Genomic DNA, 20,945 nt, shown 5'->3' on the forward strand with positions numbered 1-20,945 from the left:
GCTTCATTTTGAAGCACTTTAGGTTTTTGCTACTTTTTAGGAGATTTTTAATCTCCGCTATAAAAAGTAGTTATAAAAGATAAGGTTCCTTTTTAAATGGGAACCATTTAAGACAGGCTTCATTCTTGAAGCACTTTAGGTTTTTGCTACTTTTTAGGAGATTTTTAATCTCCGCTATAAAAAGTAGTTATAAAAGATAAGGTTCCTTTTTAAATGGGAACCATTTAAAAAGGAGAGTATTTGAGAATTAGTGTTCCAGCAACTAGTGCCAATTTAGGGCCTGGATTTGACTGTTTAGGAGTAGCTTTAAATTTAAAAAATCAAGTAATAATTAGACCATCAAAATTTCATAGTGTATCTTTAAAAGGTGAGGGTTCAAATAATCCTGCATTAAAAGATAATAATATGTTTATATCTATTTTTAATGATTTTTACTACAATTTGACGCAAAAAAAGAGACATTTTAGATTTGAATTTTTTAATGAAATCCCACTTTCAAGAGGTTTAGGAAGCTCTTCTGCCGTTATTGTTTCTGCAATTGCTAGTGCTTATGCAATTGAAGGAATAAAAGTTGAAAAAGAGAGGCTTTTAAATCTATCGTTGGCGTATGAAAGTCATCCTGATAATATAACACCAGCTGTTATGGGCGGATTTAATGTAGCAAGTGTGCATGAAAATGAAGTTAAATTTATAAATAAATCAATTCCTAGAAGTTTAAAAGCAGTTGTTGTTGTACCAAATAGACCAATTTCAACTACACTATCAAGAAAAACACTTCCATATAAATATTCAAAAGAGGATACAATTTTTAATATATCTCACTCATCACTTTTAACAGCTGCATTTATGAGTGAAAATTGGGAAATGTTAAAGTATGCATCAGCTGATATGGTTCATCAACAATTTAGAATGAGACATATGCCAGAGCTATTTGAAGTACAAAAAACAGCTCTTAAAAATGGCGCTTTAATGAGTACACTTTCTGGTTCAGGTTCAACATTTTTCTCAATAGCATATAGTGAAGATAGTCAAAAGCTTGAACTAGCTTTAAAAGAGAAATTTCCTCACTTTAGAGTAATGAGTGTAGATTTTGATAACAACGGTGTAAAAATTGAAATTTAATTATTTTATATTATTAAGAAAAATTTAGGTATAATAGTTGGCTAATTTGAAAACAATCTTAAGAACTTGCATATTTTGTAGGAAAAAGCTTGAACAAAAAGAGCTTTTAAGATTTAAATGTTCAAATAAACAGTTATCTATTTATGATAACATTGGAAGAAGCTTTTATATTTGCAAGCCATGTAAAGTTGATTTTCTAGATATGAAAGAGATTAAGAGATATGAAAAAGCACTTTGTAGAGAGTGTAAAAATAAAGATAAGTATGTTATACAACTTGAGGAGATTTTATTAGATGTCAGATAAAGTAAGAGTTTTTGAAATTGCAGAAGAAGCCGCATCAACAAGTGCTGAGGTTATGCAAAAAGCAAAAGAGTTAGGGATAGATTTAAAAACAGCACAAGCTACAGTTTCTTATGAAGATGCAGAAGAGATTACGCAATATATAATGACTGGAAAGAGTTCTAGAATTAAAGAGCCAGTACAAGAAAAAGTTGCAAAACCTAAAAAAGAGGTAGAAGTAAAAGAGGAATCGGAAGTAAAAGTTCCAAAAATAAATGAACAAGATAAAGTAATTGGCAACTCAATAAAAACTGAAATCAAAAAACCAACTATTTCAAAACCTATTTTAAAAACTGAAGAAAATGTTACTAGTCTAAATGATGAAGATAATATGATAAATCCAACAAAAGTTGTTCCAAAAAGAAAAGGTCTTGTAATTATTAAGAAAAAAAGACCTGAAGAGCAAGAGGTAAAAATTGTAAAAGAAGATTTTGAAGTTAAGAAAACTCAAAAATCTTTAAGTGATATTTTTAGTGAAAATGAAGAGAAAAACTTTGAAAAGAATAATAGAGTAAGAGAAGATAATCAAAGAAATCAAAAAGTAAAAAAAGAGAAGAAAAAAACTCCTATAAAAGCTCAAGATCATGGAAGAAAAATAGAAGTTTCACATACTAGTGAAGAGTTTAAAAGTAGTGATGATTCTCTTTTAGGAGATGAAGTTGTTCTTCTTGATATGGATTTACAAGATAATTTTAAAATCTTTGATGAACCAAAACCAGTAAATACTGCAAATCACTCTAGAAGTTCAAAACCTGCAGCTTTTGGAAATACTCCAACAGGACTTAAAAGAGGAAAAAGAAAGAAAAGAGTTGTTAGAACTCAAGAAAAAGAGGATATTACTTCGATTGTAATTCCTGAGGATATTAGAGTTTATGAGTTTGCAGAAGCTTGTGGAAAAACTCCAGCTGAAGTTATTACTGTACTATTTCACTTAGGAATGATGGTTACAAAAAATGACTTTTTAAAACAAGATGAGTTAGAAATACTTGGTGAAGAGTTTGGTATTGAAGTAACTGTAAAAGATGCATTAGAAGATGTAAATTATGAAGAGAGTTATGATGAGGAGATTGATACTAAATCATTTGTAACTAGACCTCCAGTTGTAACAATCATGGGACATGTTGATCACGGTAAAACATCTCTATTAGATAAAATTAGAAGCTCAAAAGTGGCTAGCGGTGAAGCTGGTGGAATTACACAACATATAAACTCATATACAATTACAAAAAATGGACAAAAAATTACTTTTGTTGATACTCCTGGTCACGAAGCATTTAGTGCAATGAGAACAAGAGGAGCAAATGTTACTGATATTATTATTATAGTTGTTGCTGCTGATGATGGAGTAAAAGCTCAAACAGAAGAGGTAATTTCTCATGCAAAAGCAAGTGGTTGTCCAATTATAGTAGCCATGAATAAAATGGATAAAGAGTCGGCAAATCCAGATATGGTAAAAGCTCAAATGGCTGAAAAGAATTTAACACCTATTGATTGGGGTGGAGATATAGAGTTTATTGGAGTATCTGCAAGAACAGGTGAAGGAGTTGATGATTTACTTGAAAATATATTAATTCAAGCTGAACTTCTTGATCTAAAAGCTGATCCTACTGCTAAAGCTAAAGCAACTGTTATTGAGTCATCTTTAGAAAAAGGAAGAGGTCCTGTTGCAAATATTATTGTTCAAAATGGAACTTTAAGAGTTGGAGACAATATAGTTTGTGATACAACATTTGGAAGAGTAAAAGCTATTACAAATGATATGGGAGAAATTGTAAAAGAGTTAGGTCTTAGCGAAACAGGAACTGTTTTAGGTTTAAATGATGTTCCAACAACTGGTTCAAGTTTAGTTGCAATGGATAGTGAAAAAGAAGTAAGAGATATTGCAACAACAAGAGCTGAGCATGCAAGAGCAAAAGAGTTATCAAAATCTACAAAAGTATCACTTGAAGAGATGAGTGGATTAATAGCAGAAGGAAAAATTAAACAGTTACCAGTAATCATTAAAGCAGATGTTGGTGGTTCTTTAGAGGCAATTAAAGGCTCTTTAGAAAAAATTGCAAATGATGAAGTAAAAGTAAAAGTTATTCATTCGGCTGTTGGTGGAATTACTGAAAGTGATATAGTTTTAGCAAGTGCTAGTGAAGGTTGTATAATCTTAGGATTTAATGTACGACCTACAGGAGCTATAAAAGCAAAAGCAAAATCTGATGGAGTTGAGATAAATACATATTCAATTATTTATGATTTACTTGATGATGTTAAAAATGCTCTATCTGGAATGATGAGTGCTATTATAAGAGAAGAGAATACTGGACAAGCAGAAGTTAGAGATACATTTGTTGTACCAAAAGTTGGAACAGTTGCTGGATGTTTAGTAACAGATGGAAAAGTAATAAGAGGTGGTCATGCTAGAATTATTAGAGATGGAGTTGTTACATATACTGGAAAAATTGCATCACTAAAAAGATTTAAAGATGATGCTAAAGAGGTTGCAAGTGGATATGAGTGTGGAATTATGTTTGATAAATTCAATGATATAAAAGTTGGAGATTATATTGAAACATTTATTCAAATTGAAGAGAAAGTAAAAATTGACGATTAATGAAAAGTATAAATCTTCAAAGAACTGAATCATTATTGATGGAGCTTATACCTCAGGCTCTATCACAACTACAAAATAGTAAAATAAACTCTTTGCCAATAACAGGTGTAAACTGTAAGAATGGAAAATATGATGCTATTGTATATTTTGATGGTAGTGATTTTGATAAAGATGAGGTAAAAGAGGTTATTGAATCTCTAAAAAAAGCAAATGGAAGAATAAAAAGTGATGTATTGGCAAGTACGGGATGGTATAAATGTCCAAATTTTAAATTTGAACTTGATACATCTTTAGAGAAATCAAAAAAGATAGAAGACCTATTTGCAAAAATTAAAAAAGATAAAACAAAAAGTGAAGAAGAATGAATTTAGAAGAACAAATTAAACTAATAGTTGAAAATAGTGGTTTAAAACTTTATGATATTGTTACAACTAAAGAGCATGAGAGAAATATTTTTAGAGTTGTTGTTACAAGTAAAGATGGTGTAAATCTTGATAAATGTGCTGAAATTTCAAGATTAATATCTCCAATTTTAGATATTGATGAACCAATGGGTGGAAAATATAATCTTGAAGTAAGCTCTCCTGGAATTGAGAGAAAACTAAAAAAGCCTGAACATTTTATAGCAAGTGTTGGTGAGCTTGTAAAAGTAAAAAATATTGAAACAGATCTTTTCAAAGGTGAACTTATAAATGCTGATAATGAAAAAATTACTATAAAAACGCAGTTCGCAGATGAAGAGATTACTTATGATAATATCTTAAGTGCCGCAACATATTTTGAGTGGTAAAAAGTAGTTTTTTGTGAAGATTGATGATAATTTCTATATGAAATTAGCCATTGATGAGGCTTGGAAATATCAACTTTTAACTTATCCCAATCCTGCTGTTGGATGTGTTGTTGTAAAAGATGGAAGGCTTTTAGCAATTGAAGCTCACAAAGAAGCAGGAATGCCACATGCTGAAGTAAATGCTTTAAAAACAGCACTTCTTAGCAAAGAATCTAACTCTTTATTAAGAGCCTTAACAAAAAGTTCTGAAATACATGAGTATTTAATTAAAAATCATAATAACTTTTTTAATGATTGTGAAATATATACAACTTTAGAACCTTGTAATCATGAAGGAAAAACTCCATCTTGTGCAAAACTTTTATCTATTTTAAAACCCAAAAGAGTAATTATTGGCTCTATTGATACAAATAAAATTGCAAGTGGTGGAATAAAAACATTAGAAGATGAAAATATAAATGTGACAACAAAGGTTTTAGAAAAAGAGTGTGAAAATCTTTTAATTCCTTTTAAATCTTGGCAAAATAAAACATCTATTTTTTTCAAAATGGCACAAACTTTAAATGGCTCTATAGATGGACAAATAAGCTCTCAAAGAGCAAAGCTATATGTTCACACATTAAGAGACAAAATAGACCTTATTTTAATTGGTGGAAACACTATAAGAACTGATAAACCAACCTTAGATACAAGATATATAAAAGGAAGAGAACCAGATATTTTTATCTATTCAAAAAGCAAGGCTTTTAGTCAAAATATACCACTTTTTAAAGTACCAAATAGAAAAGTAATCATTAGTGATGATCTATTTAAACTGCTTGATTATAAGTTTGTAATGGTTGAAGGTGTCTATAATCTTCTTGATATTTTAAAGGATAAAATAGACTTTTTTATTTTAATTATAAGCCCAAAAATAAGAAATGGTGTAAACGCTTTAAATGAACTAAATATAGATTTTGAAATATTGCATGAGAACTATTTAGGAGATGAAAAGATAGTTTTTTTAAAGAGAAAAGTTTAAAATTACTTTATCTTTATATATCTAAAAAAATCTCCATAAATAAATTTATTTCTTTCTAAAAACCTATAAAAATATATATTTTCGTGTTTATAAACATCATATGTAACAAGATAGTGACAATTATTTTTCAAGGCAAAATCACTTAAAAAGTCTATCATTTGACTACTATAATTTTCATCATATTCAAACATTATGTTAAGTTCATTTATAAAAAGATGTTTTTATAATAAAGTGTTGTCTGTATGCTAACCCCAGCATAACATACAAGAGTATCATCTACAAATAATCCAAACATCTTATAATCATTTTTTTCTTTAATCTCTTTTATTAGCACTACAAAATCATCATAACTTTTAATATTTTTTATAAAGTTTTTATTTATTATTAGCTCAAAAACTTCTTTTAAGTAATTTGAACCAAGCTCACGAATATTCATAATATTTTCATAATTTGTAAATATTGCATCATTTTCTTTTTTGCAACTTTTATCAGGTGCTATACTACTAAAATTATATTTGAATTTTTCAAGAGATTCTCTTTTTGTATCATTGAAATAAAGTTCTATTTTTTGCTCATCTTTTGGAATATCAAAAAATTTACTACCAAAGATTATTTGTGTCTCTTTTGGTAAATTGTTATTAAAATTTTCCATAATATCACTAATTTCAAATAAACTTATATCTTTATTTACATGAAAGATTACTATCAAAGATGAGAAATTGTTCTTATAAAGTTCAGCAAAAGATTTAAAATCAAGAGTTAGTTTTTTTATATATTTTGTATCTTTAAAAGCAATTTTAAAATCCTTTTCATCAACATGTATTTCATCGCTATTTTTTGGAAACTCAAAATCTTTTATACACTCTTCTAAACTATCATATGATTTCTCTTCATATTTTACTTTTACTGAGCTATCTTCTAAAAGAGTAGAAACCCTCCTATTTAACTTATCTATTAACTCAATTTCTGCCATAATATCCTCTTTTTTTATAAAAATCTTATTGCTAAACCATCTATGATATGATATTCATCTATCTTTGTATCTATGCTCTTGTGTTTTCCAAAGCCAGAGGTTTTTATATTTGAACTAGTTGAGTGCTGATAGCTGTAGTTTATTATAGCATCTGCTTTTATATTAAAAGCTAACTCTAATAGTTGCTCTTCACTATTTTCAAATGATTTTCCCTCTATATGAAGCCTTCTAATCTCCTCATACTCTAATCCTTTTGGAGTAGTTTCCCAAAATTTTAGTTGCTCTTTGTAACTTTTTTTTAAAACCATTTTTTTAACCACCTCATAAGGTGAAGAAAATACTAGAAATAATTTAACAATATAAAAAGCTATAAATAAAGAAGCCAACATAGATAAGACAAAAATACCAGAATTTGAAGTTTTAGCTGTAAACATAATATATAGTGGAATAAGTAAAACTAAAATAGATAAAATTAGATAAATTTTATACTCTTTTTGGATTGCTTCAGAGTGTTTTGGGTTTGATAACTCATTCTCTATAGATTTAAAATCAACTTTTTTAATATTCAAGCTACTGCTAGTTGGAGTTTTCTCCTCTTTTTCTATCTTTATAGCTTCTTTTGAACTCTCTTTTGTTTTTATAGGGTAAATCTCTTTTGCTATATTTTCATCTACAATAAAATCAACTTCACAATCAATATCTATAGATTTGTTTTTGCCTTTATAATCAGAAATATCAAAAATATATCTATTTCCATCTTCTCCTAAAATCAATCCATTATTTTCTGTATTAGAAAAATCTAGTACTGTTCCTTTCATCTTTTTCCCTTTTTTTAATAATATTATATCTTAACACTATATTAGTGAATTATAAAAACTTTCCATTTTCCATTCTCTTTTTGGTAAGTAAAAACATAATCATACTCCCTAGACCAATTTTTTCTATCTCCTATAAAATCTCTCCAAGCTGCTTCATCATCTTTTGCTGTTTTATTTCTCACTGTAAAATACACAGAATATTGACCACTTATCTCTTTGGTTTTTACAATTTTAATTTCATATTTATCTGGATTTTCAACTTTACCATAAAGGTTTCTTGATCCAGCATCAAATCTCTTTTTAATGTATTCTTCATTACCATAAATAAATTTTTGAACATTGTCCTTATTTGTTTTAGCTAATTCTTTAAATACATACTCTGTAATCTCTTCTGGAGTACCATTTTCTATATTACCACATCCTGTAAATCCAAAAGCAATAATTATTGTAAAAAATATTTTTTTCATTATACTCTCCTTAAGTCGTTTTTATTATTTATAATTATCGCTATATATTGCTTAAATAGAAATTATTTCGCAATAAAATATAAAATAGCAATATTTTAATCTATATTATGGATAATATCTCTTATTTTTGGAAATATCTCATAAACTATCTTTTTTATAATCTTCTCATCTATTTTTTCATAATCAAACTCTATAAAAGTTCTAGCTTTTTTTATATATTTCAAATCTTCACTATCAAATTTTTGCAAAACTTCAAATTCGCAACTATCTTTTAGTTTGCAAAATTCTTCATCAACTCTCATAATATTCATATAAATAGATGATTGAACAATTTTGCTATCTATTTTAGAACTAAAAGCAAAATTTATAGTTTCAATAGAATCTAAGATATTGTTAAAGAGATATCGTTTAATTCCAAACTTCCTATTTAGATAATCTTTGTCGTTTAGTTTAATATCTTTAATGCTTATATCATCAGAAAAGTTTGTATCTTTTAATATTTCTGTAAACTGCATAATATCAAATTTATTTCGCTCATAAAATATCTCCAAGAGTTTTCAAAGTTATGCAATTATGATACAACATAAAGTTATCTTCTAAAAGGATTGCTTTGTTCATTTTTTAAATTTTTCCTAATATATCTATCATAATTAAATCCAACCTTTAATTTTCCACTCATTATTAATTTTAATTAATGTAAAATTTTTTGAACTATCATATTTTGTTCCTGAAAAAAGAGAAGTCCACCTTTGGTCAAAATTAGGATTAATCATTAAAAGAGTATAAATATTAGTCCCATTCATATTTTTTTCAACTTTAAAATTCCAATCTTTTACATTATTAAAAGTTTTATAATCACTTCCCGAATTTGTAAGATGTCTATAAAAACCTTGTATTTCAGTTTCTAAAATATTTTTAGTTCCTAAATTGGGTTTCATAATATTTTTTGGTTTGATAAAACTTTGTTTATCTAAAAAATTCTTTGCCTTTTCAAAATCTTCATTTTGAATAGCAGCTGCAAATCCTAAAATAACACTTTCAGGAGTATTATTACTTGCGTAAACATTTAAACCAAATCCCAAAACTAGCATTAAAGCTAAAAATAACTTTTTCATTTTATATTTTCCTTTGTATATTCAAATTATATCGACAATTATTGCAATATATTGCTTAATTAAATATTATTTTGCTATAATATATATCAAATAGTATAAAAAGAGATACAGATGAATGAAATAGAGTTTTATATTGAAAAATTATTGAATTATTTTAATGTTACAACAATTAGTGATTTAGCTGAAGTTATGGAGATAAAACAATCTTCAATTTCTAGTTGGAAAATTAGAAATTCTATAAGTGCTATTAGAAAAAAATGTAGAGAATTGGGAATTTACAAAGAGATATTTGGAGAGTTAAATGACTTTTCAAACTCTAGCTACAACTTAAACAACCATTCAAGTTTGATAGATAATTCAAATAATAAATATATTTCTACTCAAATAACAAATATTCCAGATAATTTGATTTTTGAATTAAATAGTCTATTCTCGAGAATTACAGATGAAAATCTAAAAAAAGAGATATCTTATAAAATAGAAGATTTTATAATAGATATTAAAAAACAAATAAGAGAATAGATGAACCAAAATTTTGATTTCTCAAACTCGAAACACTCTTTGGACAATAAAAGCAAAGTTATTGACAACCAAGGTGCAAATATAGAAAACCAAAATTTTCATATTCATTTAGCTATGAATAAAAAAGCTTTTACTATTTTTGTTTTTATTATAACTACTTTTTTGATATTTTATTGTTATAAATCTTACCAAGAATATAAAGATAAAAAATACAAAGAAGAGAGAATAAGAGTTTTAATCGAAGAAAAAAATAGCATTATTAAGCAAAATTTTGACAAAGATAAAGCTAAAGAAGATATTAAGAAAATTCTTGAGTAGAATTTTTGTAGATTTTATTTATAAAAAGCTAGAATAAATCTAGCTTTTTAATTATTTTACTTTTTCTAAGTATTCACCAGTTCTAGTATCTACTCTTATAACATCACCTTCAAGTATATGAAAAGGAATTTGTACAACAGCACCTGATTCTAAAGTAGCAGGTTTTCTACCACCTTGAGAGTCACCTTTGAAGTTTGGTGGAGTATCTATAATTTTAAGCTCAACAACCATTGGAGGTTCAACTGTAATAGCTTTACCGTTGAAATACATCATATCTACTTGCATTCCATCTATTATCCAATCAAATGCATCTCCAACTTGCTCATAAGTTAATCCTTCTTGCTCATAAGTTGCAGTATCCATAAATTGTAATAATTCACCATCATCATACAAAAATTGCATCTGTTTTTGTTGTAAATTTGGAGTTTCACACTTATCTCCAGCATGGAAAGTTTTTTCAATAGTTTTTCCATTTAAAAAAGATTTTATTTTTGCTCTTACAAATGCAGCACCTTTACCAGGTTTTACATGTTGGTATTCAACAATTTTATATGGAATTCCCTCAACTTCAATCTTAAGACCTTTTTTTAATTCGCTCATTCCAATTGCCATTTTTACTCCTTATATTTCAGCATAAGCAACAGCAATACTAGCTTCTAAATTATCAAGTTCGCTAATTACTTTTGAGTTTGCTTTTTCATCTATTAAAATAACTGCAAGAGCAGTTCCCTCTTTCCCACGACTTAGTCTAAAGTCAGAGATATTAATTCCATTTTCACCTAAGATATTTCCAACTTTTCCAACAACTCCTGGAATATCTTTGTTTTTCATAATAATCATTTTACCTTTTGGATCAACATCAATTTTGAATCCATCAAGATCAACAACTCTTTGAACATCTTCACCAAATACAGTTCCAGATATATTTTTTACACCTTTTGATGTAGTTATTTTAATAGTAACTTTATTTTTATATCCGCTACTATTTGTTAAAGCTTTAGTAGATAGTTCAATACCTTTCTCTTTTGCAATAAAGTTTGCACTTACATAGTTTACGCTACTTCCAGAACTAACACTTAACACTCCAACACTTGCAAAAGTTTGTAAAGAGTCAACAAATTCAGATAGTTCACCCTCAGCACTTACTTCAATAGCTCTAATTTCACTTTTACTAATTTGTGCTAATAAAAATGCCATTTTTTGTGTTAATTCAATATATGGCTTTACAAATGAAGGTATTTTACTCTCATCTATTGGAAGATTTAATGCGTTTGGATAAGATATTCCTCTAGCACTCTCTATTGCATTGTTTGCACTTTGAATAGAGATCTCTTTTTGACTCTCTTTTGTATTTGCTCCTAAGTGAGCTGTTACTGTAACATTTGGTAAATCTAATAGTGGATGAGAAGTTGCAGGCTCTTTTTTGAATACATCAATTCCAGCCATTGCAATTTTTCCATTTTTTAGGTTTTCTACTAATGCTTCTTCATTATATAATCCACCTCTAGCACAGTTTATTAATACAACTCCATCTTTCATTTTTTGAATCTCATCAAAACTAATCATATCGATAGTCTCTTTGTTTTTTGGAGTGTGAATTGTAATAATATCACAAGCCAAAATATCATCAAAGTTAGTTGTATATTTAATTCCTAAATCTGTTGCTTTAGTGCTTGGAATATAAGGGTCATAAGTAATAACATCCATTTCAAATGCTTTTGCTCTAAGAGCAACTCTATGTCCAATATTTCCAAAACCAATAACACCTAGTTTTTTACCATAAAGCTCATTTCCATACCAATCTTCTCTTTTCCAAACTCTATCAATTTTTAATTGATTATGAGCATATGGAAATTTTCTCATACAAGATAGCATATGTGCCATTGTAAGTTCAACTGCTGCTATTGTGTTTGCAGTTGGAACATTCATAGCAATTATTCCTCTTTTACTACAACCTTCAATATCAACATTATCATAACCAACACCAGCTCTTATAATTGCTTTTAAATTAACTGCTGCATTTAGAAATTTTTCATCAACATCTGTTGAAGATCTTGTAATTGCAACGTCTGCATCTTTTATAATATCTAATAGTTTTACTTTATCAACGTCAGCTGCAAATACATAATTTATATCTTCAGTTTTTTCTAAAATTTTTAATCCAGCTTCGTGAATATGATCACAAACTACAATTGTTTTTTTACTCATTAAAATATTCCTACTTTTTGAATTGATCTTTTATAGCATCACCCAAAGTCATAGACATATCATCATTTACAGACTTTAACATATCTCTTTCTTGTTGTTGCTCTAATCTTCTTATTGATAATCTAACTCTATTTTTTTTAGTGTCAATATTTATAACAACAGCTTCAATTTCATCACCAATTGTTACTTCATCAATATTTAATGGACCAAAATCTTCAGTTCTTACAAGTCCATCTAGGTTATTTTCAAGTTTTATAAATAGACCAAAATCTTTTTTATCTTTTACAGCACCTTTTACAATATCGCCAATTTTATATTTATCTTGAAAATCTTTTGCAGGAGAAGTAGCTATCTCCTTGATTGAAAGTGAAATATTCTCTTTTTCTCTATCAATTTTGATAATTTTAACTTCAACTTCATCACCTTTTTTGAAAAGGTTTTTACATTTACTATTTGGTTCCCAACTAGATTCCTCATTATGAAGCAATCCATCAACATCACCTATAGTAACAAAAGCTCCAAATTCAGTTAAAGTTGCAATTTTACCTTTTAAAACATCTCCAACTTTGTGAGAGTTTACAAATTTATTAAATGGTTTTTCTTGAAGGTTTTTTAAACTAACTCTTAATCTTTTTTGCTCAAAGTTTAGTTCAATTACTTCAACATTTATCTCATCACCAATGTTTAAAATCTCTTTTGGATTTTTAATATTTTTATTCCATGAAAGTTCCGAAATATGTAAAAGTCCTTCTATATCATTTCCTAAATCAACAAAAGCACCATAAGATTCAAAGTTTGAAACAGTTACAGTAATTGTATCACCAACTTCTAATCTATCTTTTATCTCTTCCCATGGATTTGATAAAGCAGCTTTAATTGATAAGCTTAAATGTTGTTTATTTTTATCATAAGATAATACGATAACAGAAACAGTATCTCCTTCAGCGTAGTAATTTGCAGGATTAACAGGACCTTTGTAAGAGATTTCATTGTAGTTTACAAGACCATCAATTCCACCTAAATCTACAAACATTCCATAAGAAGTAATTTTCTTAATAACACCATTTATTGGTTCTTTATTCTCTAAAATTTTAGCAATTTTGCTATCTTTTTCAGATTTACCTTCTTCTATTAATTTTTTTCTTGAAACAATAATTGAGTTTTGATTTTTATTTACTTTAATAACTTTTGCTTTTACTGTTTTTCCAATAGCACCAATAGTTTTCATGTAAGATTGAGCTAGAGGCATAAAGTATTCACAACCATCTGCATCTTCAAGAGTGAAACCACCTCTTTGTTTAACAGATACTATTTTAGCTTCAATAGTAACATCTTCAAAGTTTTCACCATGTTTAGCTATAAAGTTATTAAACTTCGCTTTTTGAAGTACTTTTTTATGTGAAATACTAGGTCTTTCCCCTCTATTTCCCATAAGCATAACAGGAATTGTATCTCCAACTTTGTACTTTATCTCACCATTTGTTGTAATTTCTGATAGAGACAATAAACCTTCAATTTTTTGTCCAACATCAACTAAAACTCTTTCAGCATTTATATCAACAATTACACCATCAACCACAGAGTTATTCTCTGATTGCTCAAAAGACTCATTTAACATTTGCTCAAAGTCAAAGTCTTCACCTAAATCTATATCTTCCATACGCATTTTGTACCTTCTTTGTTTACCAGTTTATTTAAAATAGCAAGATTGTACAAAAAAATCGCTTAAATTATGGTTTAAAACTCTTTATTTTTTCATAGACTTTTTTAATAACCCATTCAGGCGTGCTCGCACCAGCAGTAATTCCACAAAATTCCTTATCTTTAAACCAAGAAATTTCAAGCTCTTGTTCATTTTCAATTAAATATGAATCTTTACAATTTTCAAGACAAATAGAGTGAAGTTGTTTTGTATTTGATGAACTTTTTCCACCAATTACAATCATAATATCAGCTTTTATTGAAATATCTCTAGCCGCATCTTGGTTTTCAAAAGTTGCATCACAAATTGTATTAAAAACTCGAACCTCTTTATTTTTTAAAATAAGTTCATTTACAATCTCAAGATATGTCTCTTTTTTCTTTGTAGTTTGTGCGACACAAGCAATTTTATTATTTTTAAATTTTATATTTTTTAAATCATGGACAGATAAAATTATATGAACATCATCTAAATCATCAGCATAAGATTTTACACCTTTTACTTCAGGATGCTCAATGTCTCCAAAAATAAGAATAGAGTAGCCCTCTTTAGACATATTTTTTACTATATTTTGAGGAGTTGTTACAAATGGACAAGTAGCATTTATAACTTTTTTAACACTTTTTTTAAGCTCTTTTAAATCATTTTTAGGGATACCATGAGTTCTAATAATAACAGTATCATCTGGTTTCACATCACTTAATTGTGAATATAATCCTACTTTAAAATCTTTTTTTAATCTATTTATCTCATCTTCATTATGAATAAGTGGTCCCATAGTTGCACTATTTTCATACTTTTGTGCAATTTCTATGGCTCTTTTTACACCAAAACAAAAACCATAGCTACTTGCTAGTTCTATTTTCAAAATTTATCCTTAATACAAAGAGTCTAAAATCTCTTTAAAGTTTGGAAAAGATGAGTTTATACACTCTACGTCATCTATTTTCATATCACAATTTAATCCAGCTATTGCAAAACTCATGGCAATTCTGTGATCTCCATAAGAGTCTATAGTTGCACTTTTTAACTCTCCACCTCTTATCTCATATCCATCTTCAAACTCTGTGAAATCAACACCACAAAGAGCTAAATTATCAACAACTGCTTTTATTCTATCGCTCTCTTTTACTCTTAGCTCTTTTGCATTTTTTACTTTCGATGTTCCTTTTGCTAAACTCATTGCAATACTAAGAGCTGGAAGTTCATCTATTAGCCAAGATATATTTTGGCTTACTTCAACACCATTTAATTCATTTCCAATTATTTCAATATCACCAATAGGTTCATAAACATTCTCTTTTTCAATAAAGTTTACTATGGCTCCCATTTTTTTTAAAACCACATATGCTTCAACTCTTGTAGGGTTTAAAGATGCATTTTTTATTACAACTCTAGAGCCTTTTGAAATTGCAGCTGCAACAGCAAAGAAAAATCCACTAGAAGGATCTGCTGGAACAGTTATATTTAAAGGTTTTAGATGCGATGTTAGAGGTTTTATATTTATAAAACCTTCATTATCTGTAAAAATTTCTGCTCCCATACCTTTTAACATTCTCTCAGTATGGTCACGTGTAAGCTCATTCTCTTTATATTTACTAACATTTGTGGCTCTTAGAGCTGCTAAAATCATAGCTGATTTAACTTGAGCTGAATCAACAGGAGAGATGTAAGTAAAAGGTTTTAAATACTTTTCTCCTCTTATAAATAGGGGTGCTTTGTTCCCATTCTCTCTTCCATCAATATTTGCTCCAATATTTCTTAAAGGGTCTGCAACTCTTTTCATTGGTCTGCTTCGTAAATATTTATCTCCACTTAAAACAAAAGAGCCATCAACACTTGCTAATAATCCACAAAAAAGTCTCATAGCAGTTCCAGAGTTTCCACAATCAAGTACATCATCAGGTTCACTTAAATTATAAACAGGAGTTATTTCAACACTGCTTCCGTCTCTTTTTATTTTTGCTCCTAATTGTTCTACAATTTTTAGAGTATTTAAAGTATCTTCAGCAGTTAAATAGTTTTTAATATACGAAGTTTTATTTGAAAATAGTGAAAACATTGCACATCTATGAGATATTGATTTATCGCTTGCAATATTTTCTATAACAACATCAAAAGGCTTATTTAATCTTTTTATATTAAAACTTGACATATTTTTCCCTTATCTTAAAGTAATATTTAATTTCTCTTTTAAAGCATCTAAAATTGAGTTTATAACTTGATTTATATCTTCATCTTCAAGTGTTTTATCATCACTTTGAAGAGTAAATCTAATAGTTAAACTCTCATTTTCTCCTAATTTTTCATCACTATATATATCAATTAAGTTATATTGCTTAATTAGATTATTATTTAGTGAATTTATAACCTTTTTAATCTCTTTAAACTCTAAAGTTTTTGGAGCAATTATGCTTAAATCTTTTCTAGAAGCTTGAAACTTAGAGTAAGAAGAAGCTTTTACTAAACTGTTTTTTAAACTATCAAAATCTATTTGCGCAAAAAAAGTGTCACTTAAATCGAAATCAGATTCAACACTTGGATGAAGCTTAGATATAAATCCTGATATTTTTCCATCTATTAAAATATTTGCACTTTGATAGGGATGAATAAATTTATTATCAATATTTGTCATAGGTTCAAGTTCAAACTCTCCAATAGTATTTAAAACTTTTTTTGCAAATGAGAAAAAGTCTATATTTTTTGGTTTTCCTGAATTGCTTACATCTTCTAAAGATGAAGCTCCACTATGAACAAACGCAATTTTTTTACTTTCAACTCTATTTTCATCAAAAATAGTTCCAATTTCAAAAAAACTAGCACTTCTTGCACCTGTTTTAAAATTATTTGAACAAGCTTCAATAAGATTTAAAAGTATGGTAGTTCTATAAGTATTTAACTCTTTTACAATTGGATTAATCAAATCTAAATCATCTTTTACAGTTTTAAAACCATATTTTTCTAAATTTTCTTTTGAAGAAAAAACATATGTTAATGTTTCAAAAAATCCATTTTCAATAGCTTTGTATCTTAATTTATTCTTTTTTTGTAAATCCAAACTAGTTTTATTTACTCTATTTACTTCATCAATAGCCAAAGGTTTTGAAATAATATTATCAATTCCAACCATTCTTATAACTTCTTCAGCAATATCAGCAATATTTTTAATATCATGTCTATAGTGTGGAACTTTAATCAATAAAATATCATCCACAGACTCTTTTATTTCAAACTCTAAAGAAGTCAAAATTCTCTCTATATCAATTTTTTCTATATCTTGTCCAATAATAGAGTTTATATTTTTTACACTAATACTAAGAGTTATTTTTTCAATATCTTCCAAAAACTCTTTTGCTCCTGAGTATATAGTTGCCCCCATTTTAGAAGCAAAACTAGAAAAATAATTAACGCCATAGCTTAAATCAGGATTACTACCTCTTGATGCTTTGTAGAATATATCTCCTGTTTTTATCTTTGCATCAAAAACTCTTTTTGATATAACTTCAGGGTTTATATAAGATGCTTCAAGCAGAAAATCATTTGAATTTTCACTAAAATCTTTTTGATCTACACATATTTGACTTAGACAATTTGTACTAGAATAAGAGCAATCAAAACCTTTTTCATTTTTTCTTAAATCTAAAACACTAAGTTCATTTTTTAAAACAAAATCTTCTCTAGGATATGCATTTAAAATAACACCAACACAGTGAGTTGCATAAATAAGTGAGTTTTTAATATTGTGATTTTCTTTAAATTTACCAATTAAAGCAACTCTTAGATTTGTTATCAAATCTAGTTTGAAACCAGAAAAATCTATTGCCTTATATGCTAAAAAAGTATCAATATTTGAACTATTTATCTCAAATATTTGACCAATACTAAGTTCGTGACTATTTATATTTTTATCTAATTCTATTAAAGGTAAATCATAAAAAGCTGCTAGCTCTCTAGCAACTCCTAAAATACTTAAGCAGTCACCTCTGTTTGGAGTAAGACCAATTTCTATAATGTCATCATTTAAACTAGGGTAATCTTTTAACTCTTTTCCTAAGATAAGCTCACCTATAGAGTTATCTAAAACCATAATTCCATCATTTAATTTTGGAAGTCCTAATTCTGTTGATGAGCAAATCATTCCATTTGATTCTACTCCTCTTAGTTTTGCTGCTTTGATTTTAAAATCATTTCCTAAAATAGCTCCAATAGTAGCAACTGCGACAGTTTGTCCAGCTTCTACGTTTGAAGCTCCACAAACAATTTGAGTAACTTCATCCCCTAAATCAACTTGACAAACATTTAATTTGTCTGCATCTGGATGTTTTTCTTTACTTAAAACTTTTGCAACAACAACTTTTGAAGCAATACTCTTTTTTTCTACACTATCAACTTCTAAACCAATGCTATTTAATGTTTTGCAAATTTCATCTGTGCTTATATTTGATATATTTATAAACTCTTCTAGCCATCTTCTTGTAATTATCATTTAAATTGTCCTAATAGTCTTGTATCACTCTCAAATAGAGATCTTAAATCCCCAATACTATGAATTAGCATAGCAAATCTTTCTATTCCTAAACCAAATGCATAACCTGATTTATCTTTATATCCAACAGCATCAAAAACATTTTGATCTACAACACCACATCCTAAAACTTCAAGCCATCCTGTTTGTGAACATACACGGCAACCACTTCCTTTGCAAAAAACACATGAAATATCAACTTCAGCAGAAGGTTCTGTAAATGGGAAATATGAAGGTCTAAATCTAACTTCAACTTCTCCAAACATGTGTTGTAAAAATTCAACTAAAACATGTTTTAAATTTGCAAATGAGATTTTATCTGCTTCATCTACAACTAAAGCTTCAATTTGATGAAACATTGGAGTGTGAGTGATATCAAAATCTCTTCTAAAAACAGTTCCTGGAGCAATCATTCTTATAGGAGCTTTTTGACTTAGCATTGTTCTTATTTGAACAGGAGAAGTATGTGTTCTTAAAAGTGTATAATCTTTGTTGTAAAAAGTATCTGCCATATCTCGTGCTGGATGATATTCAGGTAGGTTTAGTGCTTGAAAATTATGAAAATCATCTTCTACTAGTGGACCTTCTTCAACCGTAAAATTAAGGTTTAAAAAGTAGTTAATAATTCTATTCATAGTCTCTGCAACTGGGTGAGCAGCACCACAGCTAAGCTCGTTATTAAACTTTGTAACATCAATTTTTTCAGATTGTAATTTTTTATCTAAAGCGATTGCTTCTAGTTCTACTTTTTTGCTATCCAAAGCTCTTGTTATTTCATCTTTTTGTCTATTTAGATTTTCTGCAAATGATTTTTTATCATCAGCTGGAATATCCTTCATTTTTGCAAATTCTATAGTCAAAACTCCCTTCTTACCAAGGGTATCAACTCTTAAACTCTCCAGTTCTTCAAGTGTTGAAGCAGATTCGATTTTCTTTATCCAAAGTTCCAATTTTTATTCCTAATCTCTAATTTATTTTTTACAAAATATTTATTTATAATCTCTCAAAGTTGCGATTATACCTAATTTTTTATTAGAGTTTGGTTATAATTTATTATAAAAAATCAAGGAGAAAATATGTGCATTTTTTGCAAAATTGTAAATAAAGAGATACCCAGCAATATTGTATTAGAAGATGATAATTTTTTAGCTTTTCATGATATAAATCCTACAAGAAAGATTCATGTTTTAGTGATTCCAAAGTCTCATTATGATTCATTTGAAGATACTCCATCTGATATTATGTCTGATTTAAGTAGTTTTATAAAAAAAGTTACAAAAGAGTTAAGAATAGATAAAAGTGGATATAGAATGATTACAAATATTGGAAATGATGGTGGGCAAGAGGTACCACACTTACATTTTCATTTAATTGGTGGTGAAAAAGTTGGAAGATTAGTTAGAGACAAAAATGATTTATAAGATAAACTAAAAAGTTTATCTTATTTATTACTCAGAGAAAGATCCCAAATTCATAATTTTTTGATATTTTTTCTCTTGTCTCTCTTGTGGAGTTAGTTTTTTAAGCTCTTCAACCGAGTTTAAAAAATACTCTTTTAAAGCCATATAAGCTTCATCTTTATTTCTATGAGCACCAATTAGAGGCTCATTTATAACATCATCTATTAGATTTTGTTGCTTTAGATTTTCAGCTGTAATTTTAAGTGCTTGTGCTGCTGTTTCAACTTTTGATGGGTCATTCCATAAAATAGCACTACAACCCTCAGGTGATATAACAGCATATACAGAATATCTCATCATAGCAAGCTTATCAGCAACAGATATAGCTAAAGCTCCACCACTACCACCTTCTCCAATTACAACTGAAACTGTTGGAGTTGTAAAATTTGCAAATTCATAAAGATTTTTTGCAATTGCTTCACTTTGATTTCTCTCTTCAGCTCCAAGCCCTGGATATGCACCTGGAGTATCAACTAACATAAGAATCGGAATTTGAAATTTTTCTGCTATTTGTGCAGCTCTTAAAGCTTTTCTATAACCTTCAGGACTAGGCATTCCAAAGTTTCTTTTTAGTTTCTCTTTTGTTCCCCGACCCTTTTGCTCACCAATTACTAAAGTTTTTTGAGTTCCAATAAAACCTAAATAACAAACAATTGCATTATCATCTACAAAGTGTCTATCTCCATGAATTTCGTAAGCATTTGATAAAATAGCATTTATATAATCAAGTGCATAAGGTCTGTCTGGATGACGTGCAAGTTGAAGCTTTTGATAATCATTTAAATTTTTAAAAGTTTTTTCAACTTCTTTTTCAAGTTTTTTATTTAATATTTCAACAGCAGCTTCATCCGATTTTGTTTTTGCAATTATTATATCTTCTTCAATTTTCTTTATTTTTTCTTCAAATTCTAAGTAAGTAGCCAATATTTTTCCTTAATAAAAAGGGTAGCAATACCCTTTAA

Annotated in this window: 22 protein-coding genes; 9 read left to right on the forward strand and 13 right to left on the reverse strand. The window is 28.1% G+C overall.

What is annotated here, in order from left to right:
* The first annotated feature begins 240 nt into the window (after positions 1–240).
* From thrB to ribD, 6 genes are read left to right on the forward strand one after another with little or no spacing between them, the layout of a single operon-like run.
* Complete coding sequence (gene thrB, locus AC5LG6_RS07750) at positions 241–1,122, forward strand: homoserine kinase (RefSeq protein ID WP_066156502.1); 882 nt, start codon at positions 241–243, stop codon at positions 1,120–1,122.
* Positions 1,123–1,159: 37 nt separating this feature from the next.
* Positions 1,160–1,426, forward strand: coding sequence for a DUF448 domain-containing protein (locus tag AC5LG6_RS07755; RefSeq protein ID WP_066221552.1), 267 nt, complete (start codon positions 1,160–1,162; stop codon positions 1,424–1,426).
* On the forward strand, positions 1,416–4,064 hold the full coding sequence (gene infB / locus AC5LG6_RS07760; protein WP_498586147.1) for a translation initiation factor IF-2: 2,649 nt from the start codon (positions 1,416–1,418) through the stop codon (positions 4,062–4,064). Before AC5LG6_RS07755 ends, infB begins: the two co-directional genes overlap by 11 nt.
* Positions 4,064–4,429, forward strand: coding sequence for a 30S ribosome-binding factor RbfA (rbfA, locus tag AC5LG6_RS07765; protein WP_066156484.1), 366 nt, complete (start codon positions 4,064–4,066; stop codon positions 4,427–4,429). The genes infB and rbfA overlap by 1 nt, the downstream gene beginning before the upstream one ends.
* Positions 4,426–4,854 (forward strand): ribosome maturation factor RimP, encoded by a 429-nt coding sequence (gene rimP / locus AC5LG6_RS07770; protein ID WP_498586148.1) that lies wholly within the window; start codon positions 4,426–4,428, stop codon positions 4,852–4,854. Before rbfA ends, rimP begins: the two co-directional genes overlap by 4 nt.
* A 13-nt stretch (positions 4,855–4,867) precedes the next feature.
* Positions 4,868–5,875: a bifunctional diaminohydroxyphosphoribosylaminopyrimidine deaminase/5-amino-6-(5-phosphoribosylamino)uracil reductase RibD gene (ribD, locus tag AC5LG6_RS07775; RefSeq protein WP_498586149.1), complete on the forward strand. Its 1,008-nt coding sequence runs from the start codon at positions 4,868–4,870 to the stop codon at positions 5,873–5,875.
* A gap of 205 nt (positions 5,876–6,080) precedes the next feature.
* On the opposite strand, the gene AC5LG6_RS07780 is transcribed toward ribD, so the two are convergent.
* The 5 genes from AC5LG6_RS07780 to AC5LG6_RS07800 form a co-directional block, all read right to left on the reverse strand.
* Positions 6,081–6,848, reverse strand: a complete 768-nt coding sequence (locus AC5LG6_RS07780; RefSeq protein WP_498586150.1) for a hypothetical protein — start codon at positions 6,846–6,848, stop codon at positions 6,081–6,083.
* 14 nt (positions 6,849–6,862) lie between these two features.
* Complete coding sequence (locus tag AC5LG6_RS07785; RefSeq protein WP_498586151.1) at positions 6,863–7,666, reverse strand: hypothetical protein; 804 nt, start codon at positions 7,664–7,666, stop codon at positions 6,863–6,865.
* 41 nt (positions 7,667–7,707) lie between these two features.
* The gene (locus AC5LG6_RS07790; RefSeq protein ID WP_498586152.1) at positions 7,708–8,133 is read right to left on the reverse strand and encodes a hypothetical protein; all 426 of its coding nucleotides are present in this window, start codon (positions 8,131–8,133) and stop codon (positions 7,708–7,710) included.
* A gap of 95 nt (positions 8,134–8,228) precedes the next feature.
* The gene (locus tag AC5LG6_RS07795; RefSeq protein WP_498586153.1) at positions 8,229–8,648 is read right to left on the reverse strand and encodes a hypothetical protein; all 420 of its coding nucleotides are present in this window, start codon (positions 8,646–8,648) and stop codon (positions 8,229–8,231) included.
* A gap of 135 nt (positions 8,649–8,783) precedes the next feature.
* Entirely contained in the window at positions 8,784–9,248 is a 465-nt protein-coding gene (locus AC5LG6_RS07800) for a hypothetical protein (RefSeq protein ID WP_498586154.1), read from the reverse strand.
* Between the two features lie 111 nt (positions 9,249–9,359).
* Here AC5LG6_RS07800 and AC5LG6_RS07805 point away from each other — a divergent pair, with 111 nt between their 5' ends.
* Together AC5LG6_RS07805 and AC5LG6_RS07810 are read left to right on the forward strand one after the other, a co-directional pair.
* Complete coding sequence (locus AC5LG6_RS07805; protein WP_066404150.1) at positions 9,360–9,770, forward strand: hypothetical protein; 411 nt, start codon at positions 9,360–9,362, stop codon at positions 9,768–9,770.
* Positions 9,771–10,088 carry a hypothetical protein gene (locus AC5LG6_RS07810; protein ID WP_260966842.1) on the forward strand — a complete coding sequence of 106 codons (318 nt, stop codon included), beginning with the start codon at positions 9,771–9,773 and terminating at the stop codon, positions 10,086–10,088. It abuts the gene before it with no gap.
* Between the two features lie 51 nt (positions 10,089–10,139).
* Here AC5LG6_RS07810 and efp read toward each other — a convergent pair whose 3' ends face one another.
* The 7 genes from efp to AC5LG6_RS07845 all read right to left on the reverse strand — a co-directional run bounded on the left by efp (position 10,140) and on the right by AC5LG6_RS07845 (position 19,473).
* Positions 10,140–10,700 carry an elongation factor P gene (gene efp / locus AC5LG6_RS07815; protein ID WP_066168315.1) on the reverse strand — a complete coding sequence of 187 codons (561 nt, stop codon included), beginning with the start codon at positions 10,698–10,700 and terminating at the stop codon, positions 10,140–10,142.
* A 9-nt stretch (positions 10,701–10,709) separates the two neighbouring features.
* The gene (serA, locus tag AC5LG6_RS07820; RefSeq protein WP_066156473.1) at positions 10,710–12,296 is read right to left on the reverse strand and encodes a phosphoglycerate dehydrogenase; all 1,587 of its coding nucleotides are present in this window, start codon (positions 12,294–12,296) and stop codon (positions 10,710–10,712) included.
* Positions 12,297–12,306: 10 nt separating this feature from the next.
* On the reverse strand, positions 12,307–13,962 hold the full coding sequence (locus AC5LG6_RS07825) for a 30S ribosomal protein S1 (RefSeq protein ID WP_498586155.1): 1,656 nt from the start codon (positions 13,960–13,962) through the stop codon (positions 12,307–12,309).
* A 64-nt stretch (positions 13,963–14,026) separates the two neighbouring features.
* Positions 14,027–14,866, reverse strand: a complete 840-nt coding sequence (locus AC5LG6_RS07830) for a 4-hydroxy-3-methylbut-2-enyl diphosphate reductase (protein WP_498586156.1) — start codon at positions 14,864–14,866, stop codon at positions 14,027–14,029.
* Positions 14,867–14,875: 9 nt separating this feature from the next.
* Positions 14,876–16,153: a 3-phosphoshikimate 1-carboxyvinyltransferase gene (aroA, locus tag AC5LG6_RS07835; RefSeq protein WP_498586157.1), complete on the reverse strand. Its 1,278-nt coding sequence runs from the start codon at positions 16,151–16,153 to the stop codon at positions 14,876–14,878.
* Between the two features lie 9 nt (positions 16,154–16,162).
* Positions 16,163–18,484, reverse strand: coding sequence for a phenylalanine--tRNA ligase subunit beta (pheT, locus tag AC5LG6_RS07840; RefSeq protein WP_498586158.1), 2,322 nt, complete (start codon positions 18,482–18,484; stop codon positions 16,163–16,165).
* The gene (locus tag AC5LG6_RS07845; RefSeq protein ID WP_260889305.1) at positions 18,481–19,473 is read right to left on the reverse strand and encodes a phenylalanine--tRNA ligase subunit alpha; all 993 of its coding nucleotides are present in this window, start codon (positions 19,471–19,473) and stop codon (positions 18,481–18,483) included. Before AC5LG6_RS07845 ends, pheT begins: the two co-directional genes overlap by 4 nt.
* A 126-nt stretch (positions 19,474–19,599) precedes the next feature.
* Here AC5LG6_RS07845 and AC5LG6_RS07850 point away from each other — a divergent pair, with 126 nt between their 5' ends.
* Complete coding sequence (locus tag AC5LG6_RS07850) at positions 19,600–19,944, forward strand: histidine triad nucleotide-binding protein (protein ID WP_141051478.1); 345 nt, start codon at positions 19,600–19,602, stop codon at positions 19,942–19,944.
* A gap of 27 nt (positions 19,945–19,971) precedes the next feature.
* Here the strand turns inward: AC5LG6_RS07850 and accA are convergent, their stop codons facing one another.
* On the reverse strand, positions 19,972–20,907 hold the full coding sequence (gene accA, locus AC5LG6_RS07855; RefSeq protein WP_066221593.1) for an acetyl-CoA carboxylase carboxyl transferase subunit alpha: 936 nt from the start codon (positions 20,905–20,907) through the stop codon (positions 19,972–19,974).
* Positions 20,908–20,945 lie beyond the last annotated feature (38 nt).

The sequence above is a fragment of the Arcobacter thermotolerans genome, assembly GCF_983172305.1.

What these genes read in the sequence shown, in the direction of transcription:
- AC5LG6_RS07805 (WP_066404150.1), top strand. Translation starts at nt 9,360, where the DNA reads ATGAATGAAATAGAGTTTTATATTGAAAAATTATTGAATTATTTTAAT.
- pheT (WP_498586158.1), bottom strand. Translation starts at nt 18,484, where the DNA reads ATGATAATTACAAGAAGATGGCTAGAAGAGTTTATAAATATATCAAAT.
- AC5LG6_RS07850 (WP_141051478.1), top strand. Translation starts at nt 19,600, where the DNA reads ATGTGCATTTTTTGCAAAATTGTAAATAAAGAGATACCCAGCAATATT.
- aroA (WP_498586157.1), bottom strand. Translation starts at nt 16,153, where the DNA reads ATGTCAAGTTTTAATATAAAAAGATTAAATAAGCCTTTTGATGTTGTT.
- AC5LG6_RS07800 (WP_498586154.1), bottom strand. Translation starts at nt 9,248, where the DNA reads ATGAAAAAGTTATTTTTAGCTTTAATGCTAGTTTTGGGATTTGGTTTA.
- AC5LG6_RS07780 (WP_498586150.1), bottom strand. Translation starts at nt 6,848, where the DNA reads ATGGCAGAAATTGAGTTAATAGATAAGTTAAATAGGAGGGTTTCTACT.
- efp (WP_066168315.1), bottom strand. Translation starts at nt 10,700, where the DNA reads ATGGCAATTGGAATGAGCGAATTAAAAAAAGGTCTTAAGATTGAAGTT.
- AC5LG6_RS07795 (WP_498586153.1), bottom strand. Translation starts at nt 8,648, where the DNA reads ATGCAGTTTACAGAAATATTAAAAGATACAAACTTTTCTGATGATATA.
- serA (WP_066156473.1), bottom strand. Translation starts at nt 12,296, where the DNA reads ATGAGTAAAAAAACAATTGTAGTTTGTGATCATATTCACGAAGCTGGA.
- AC5LG6_RS07790 (WP_498586152.1), bottom strand. Translation starts at nt 8,133, where the DNA reads ATGAAAAAAATATTTTTTACAATAATTATTGCTTTTGGATTTACAGGA.
- AC5LG6_RS07810 (WP_260966842.1), top strand. Translation starts at nt 9,771, where the DNA reads ATGAACCAAAATTTTGATTTCTCAAACTCGAAACACTCTTTGGACAAT.
- rbfA (WP_066156484.1), top strand. Translation starts at nt 4,064, where the DNA reads ATGAAAAGTATAAATCTTCAAAGAACTGAATCATTATTGATGGAGCTT.
- AC5LG6_RS07825 (WP_498586155.1), bottom strand. Translation starts at nt 13,962, where the DNA reads ATGCGTATGGAAGATATAGATTTAGGTGAAGACTTTGACTTTGAGCAA.
- infB (WP_498586147.1), top strand. Translation starts at nt 1,416, where the DNA reads ATGTCAGATAAAGTAAGAGTTTTTGAAATTGCAGAAGAAGCCGCATCA.
- AC5LG6_RS07785 (WP_498586151.1), bottom strand. Translation starts at nt 7,666, where the DNA reads ATGAAAGGAACAGTACTAGATTTTTCTAATACAGAAAATAATGGATTG.
- rimP (WP_498586148.1), top strand. Translation starts at nt 4,426, where the DNA reads ATGAATTTAGAAGAACAAATTAAACTAATAGTTGAAAATAGTGGTTTA.